General features: G+C 60.9%; 3 protein-coding genes. All 3 read right to left on the bottom strand.

Annotated elements, in window-relative coordinates:
• Positions 1-1,755 (bottom strand): ABC transporter permease (locus ACTIKR_RS20285; protein ID WP_442328860.1); only part of this gene is annotated, 1,755 nt, incomplete at its 3' end.
• 24 nt (positions 1,756-1,779) lie between these two features.
• Positions 1,780-2,550 carry a sulfite exporter TauE/SafE family protein gene (locus tag ACTIKR_RS20280; RefSeq protein WP_193088511.1) on the bottom strand — a complete coding sequence of 257 codons (771 nt, stop codon included), beginning with the start codon at positions 2,548-2,550 and terminating at the stop codon, positions 1,780-1,782.
• A gap of 350 nt (positions 2,551-2,900) precedes the next feature.
• Positions 2,901-4,181, bottom strand: a 1,281-nt coding sequence (radA, locus tag ACTIKR_RS20275) for a DNA repair protein RadA (protein WP_442328859.1), incomplete at its 5' end; no start/stop codon positions are given.

Genomic DNA, 4,181 nt, shown 5'->3' with positions numbered 1-4,181 from the left:
TGGCAACTGGCTTAGCCAGGACAGGTTGAATTCACGCTCTGCAAGCCGCTGGGTGCGGTCGGACTCATAAGCCGAAGGATCCACGTCCTTGTCGCCGATCCGGACCAGACGCCCCCGCACCATGGGGTCAAGCAGCGGCGTGCCCAGTCCGGCCTTGACGAACATTTCGCCCAGCGCCGGTTTCTGATCCTGCTGAATATTGATCAGGAAACGGTTCGGCGCATCGGGAGGCAGGTTGTTCTGCCAGGCCGCCAGCAGATCGGTGCGTAGCAGGCCCAGCAGCAGGATAATCATGATGCCCAGTGTCAGCGCGCATATCTGCACCACCGTCATGCCGCGTCGGTTCACCAGGCCTGCCAAAGCAAAACGCAGGACCGGCCGCGACACCAGCCGGTGGCGCAATTGGGCCAGCAGGCGCAGGATGGCCCAGGTGATTGCCGCACATACCAGCATGGCCCCGATGAAACCTGCGGCGCTGATCAAGGCCAGTGTGGTGTTGCCGGTATGCAGCAACAGCAAACCGACCCAGATGACAATACCGACCCCAATGGCGATCAATGGCCGACCTGCGCCGGGGTCCAGTTCGCGACGCAGCGCCTTCAATGGCGTCACCCGCGACAGGTGCATCACCGGTATCACGGAAAACCCGAAGGCCAGCACCCAGCCGGTCACCAGGCCAGCCACGCCCGGCGCCCAGGAGACCGCAGGCAAAGTTGCCGGAATCAGTCCGGCCAGAAAATACATCAGCACATAGTGCAGTGCCAGGCCCAGTACGACACCGGCAACCGAGGCAAACGTGGCGATCAGCAAAAACTCAATCGCAACCAGCTTCAGGATGGTTCCCTGGGTGGCGCCCAGGCTACGCATGACGGCAAGCCCGTCCTGGTGGCGCGCAGAAAACCGGCGGGCCGCAAGAGCAATGGCCACGCTGGCGATCATGACGCTTAAGACCGAGACCAGGGACAGGAACTGCTCAGCGCGATCGAGCGACGCCCGGATCTCGGGGCGGGCCGAATCGGTGCCAATGATCTGGCGCCCCTTGGCCGGCCTGGCTGTCAACCAGGTGCGCATTTGCGTGACTGCCTCGGCATCGCCGGCCATCAGCAGGGTTTCCTTGACCCGGCTGCCCGGCACCAGCAGCCCGGTGGCCTGCATGTCCGCTTCGTTCATCATCAGGCGCGGGGCAATATTTACAAAGGCGACATTGCGATCGGGCTCATTTTCAATGATTGCCGATACCTGCAGTGTTTTCATGCCGACGCGCAACTGTGCGTCTGGCGCCGCCTGCAACTGGGCCAGCAATGCCGGGTCCACCCAAACCGTGCCTGCCGGTGGAATGTTCTGCACAGCCTGTCTGTTCTGGCTTTTTGCGTTATCGCCCGCACCCTGGAGCGTGACCGTTCCCTTCAATGGATAACCCTCTGACACCACTTTGATGGAGGCCAGCCTGGACTGCCCGTCAAACGTCACCATGGAAGGAAACTGCCAGGTCTTGGCCGTTTGCAGCGCCATCGCGTGGGCCTGCTCGACGACCTCCGGTTCGATGGGCGTATCGGATTCGAACAACAGATCTGCGCCCAGCACCTGGCCGGCGTTGTCATTCAGGCCCGAAGAGACGCGATCGGCAAGAAAACCCACGCTGCAGACCGCAGTGACCGCCACTACCAGGGCCAGCGCCAGCAGACGCAACTCCCCTGACAGCCAGTCGCGGCGAAACAGGCGCCATGCCATTTGCCATATTGCCAAGGGACCCAAAATGTTCTCCTGAAATGTAGAGATTTATTTCAATAACAGCAACGCCACTGTCAGATACAGGACGCCGGCAAAGATGAGTTTAAGTGTACGCTCGGGCAGATAAAAAGCCAGGCGCACGCCCTGACGGATCATCAGCATACCGCCCAGGGACAAGGCAATGCCCACCGTCCAGTCGGTATTGCCGTGCCACGAATAAGTAATGAGTGCCACCAGTGTACCGGGAAGTATCATGGACAGCGCCATCGCCTGCGCCGATGTCTGCCGAAACCGGTAGACCACCGTCATGACCGGCACCAGAATGAGCGAACCACCCACGCCGAACAGGCCGCCGATCGCGCCTGAAATAGAACCCAGTATGACATATTGTATAAAGCCCATGCGCCGGAGAGGGCCGGCCTCGGCCGCTTCGCGTTTTTTGCCCTTGCGCAGGGTCTGCCACACATAAAAGGTGGCCACTGAACCCAGGAAAAGCGCGAACAGATTACGCAGCACGACGGGACTCATGTCCTGCGCCACCAGCGCAGCCAGGTGCGTTGCAACCACGTTGGCGGCCACCCCGATGGCCACGCTGCGAAAATCAATGGGCGAGCGCTTGTGGTAATTGCGCAGTGTGAGCACCACATTGGACGCAATCATGAGCAGGGCCGTCCCCTGGGCCAGTTGCTGCGGCATGGAAAAAACCAGCGCCAGCATCGGAATGGCAATCAACCCGCCGCCGATACCGACAATGGCGCCCACAAACCCAATGGCTGCGCCCAGCGAAACAAACAACAGCAGATTCAGATACCAATCCATGCTTTCTCAATTCAAAACGGTTCGAGCCGGTAGCAATGCTGTTACCGCTCATCAAATATTCATGTCGAACGCGACCGGACTACAAACAGCACCAAGCCGCCATCACGACACGCCTGTGCGCAGCGCACCTGCGCCAGTCACTGGTCCTAAAACCAGTAGCCGGCCCTGAGGTTTATCGCCGCACCGCCCGTTCTGCGCTTGCTGCCTGCCGGTTGCCAAAATGGCACCGATTGTCGGGCCGCAAACAGCGCCCTGGATCGCCCGCCTTGCCTGCCCCACTATCGGTCTCGCGTTTGATAGCGATCAGGGGCGTGCGTCTGCCGTGGCCATCGTGCAGACCAAGCCCGTGTCTAGCGAATCAGCTCCAGCACTTCGTCCAGGCGAGAAACAGCCTTGATTTCCAGTCCTTCTATCGGTTGCCTGGGCGCATTGTGTTTGGGAATCAATGCCAGGCTGAAACCCAGCTTGGCCGCCTCGCGCAACCGCTCCTGCCCGCGCGGTGCCGGACGCACTTCACCGGCCAGCCCCACTTCGCCAAAGGCAATCAGCCCTTTGGGCAAAGGCTTGTTGCGCAGCGACGAGAGGATGGCCAGCAAGACGGGCAAATCGGTTGCGGTTTCGGTAATACGGACCCCGCCCACGGCATTGACAAAAACGTCCTGATCATAGGTCGCCACGCCCGCGTGACGGTGCAATACTGCCAGCAACATGGCCAGGCGGCTGCCGTCAACGCCCAGCGTCAGGCGCCGTGGATTGGGAACATGTGCGGTGTCGACCAGCGCCTGGATCTCGACCAGCAGCGGGCGGCTGCCTTCCTGGGTAGCAACCACGCAGGACCCGGGCACATTGTCGGTGTGCTGCGACAGAAACAGTGCTGAAGGGTTACTCACGCCCTTGAGCCCCTTGTCTGTCATGGCGAACACACCCAGCTCGTTCACCGCACCATAGCGGTTCTTGAAGGCCCGGATCAGACGGTAGGACGAGTCGGTTTCCCCTTCGAAATACAGGACCGTATCGACAATGTGTTCCAGGACACGGGGGCCGGCCAGTGTGCCGTCCTTGGTCACATGGCCGATCATGACCATGGCAACGCCGGTCTGCTTGGCAATGCGGGTCAGTTGCGCAGCGCATTCGCGTACTTGGGAAACCGACCCCGGAGCGGACGACAATTCTGCGGAATACAATGTTTGTATGGAATCGATAACGGCGACGGCAGGCTTGTACTGTTGCAACACTGCCTGAATGCTTTCAAGCTGAATTTCCGCCACCAGTTGCACCGCGCCGGTAGCCAGATCCAGGCGCTTGGCGCGCAAGGCAACCTGCTCTGCAGATTCTTCACCGGTGATATACAGCACCTGTGTGCGCAGCGAGAGCGCTGCCAGTGCCTGCAGCAATAGCGTTGACTTGCCGATACCCGGATCGCCGCCGATCAGCACCACACCACCGGGGACCAGCCCGCCACCGAGCACCCGGTCAAACTCGGATAAACCCGTGGGCTGCCTGGGTGTGTCGCGCGCTTCGATATCGGCCAGGTTCCTGACTGGCGCCGCTTCGGCCAGATGGGCGTAACGATTGGGCGTGGCCGGCGCGCTGCCCCGCTCTACGGTTTCCACCATGGTGTTCCATGCCTG

It is taken from the genome of Advenella sp. (genome assembly GCF_052108595.1).
Lineage (GTDB): Bacteria > Pseudomonadota > Gammaproteobacteria > Burkholderiales > Burkholderiaceae_B > Advenella.
This window is presented reverse-complemented; position numbering and strand designations above follow the sequence as displayed.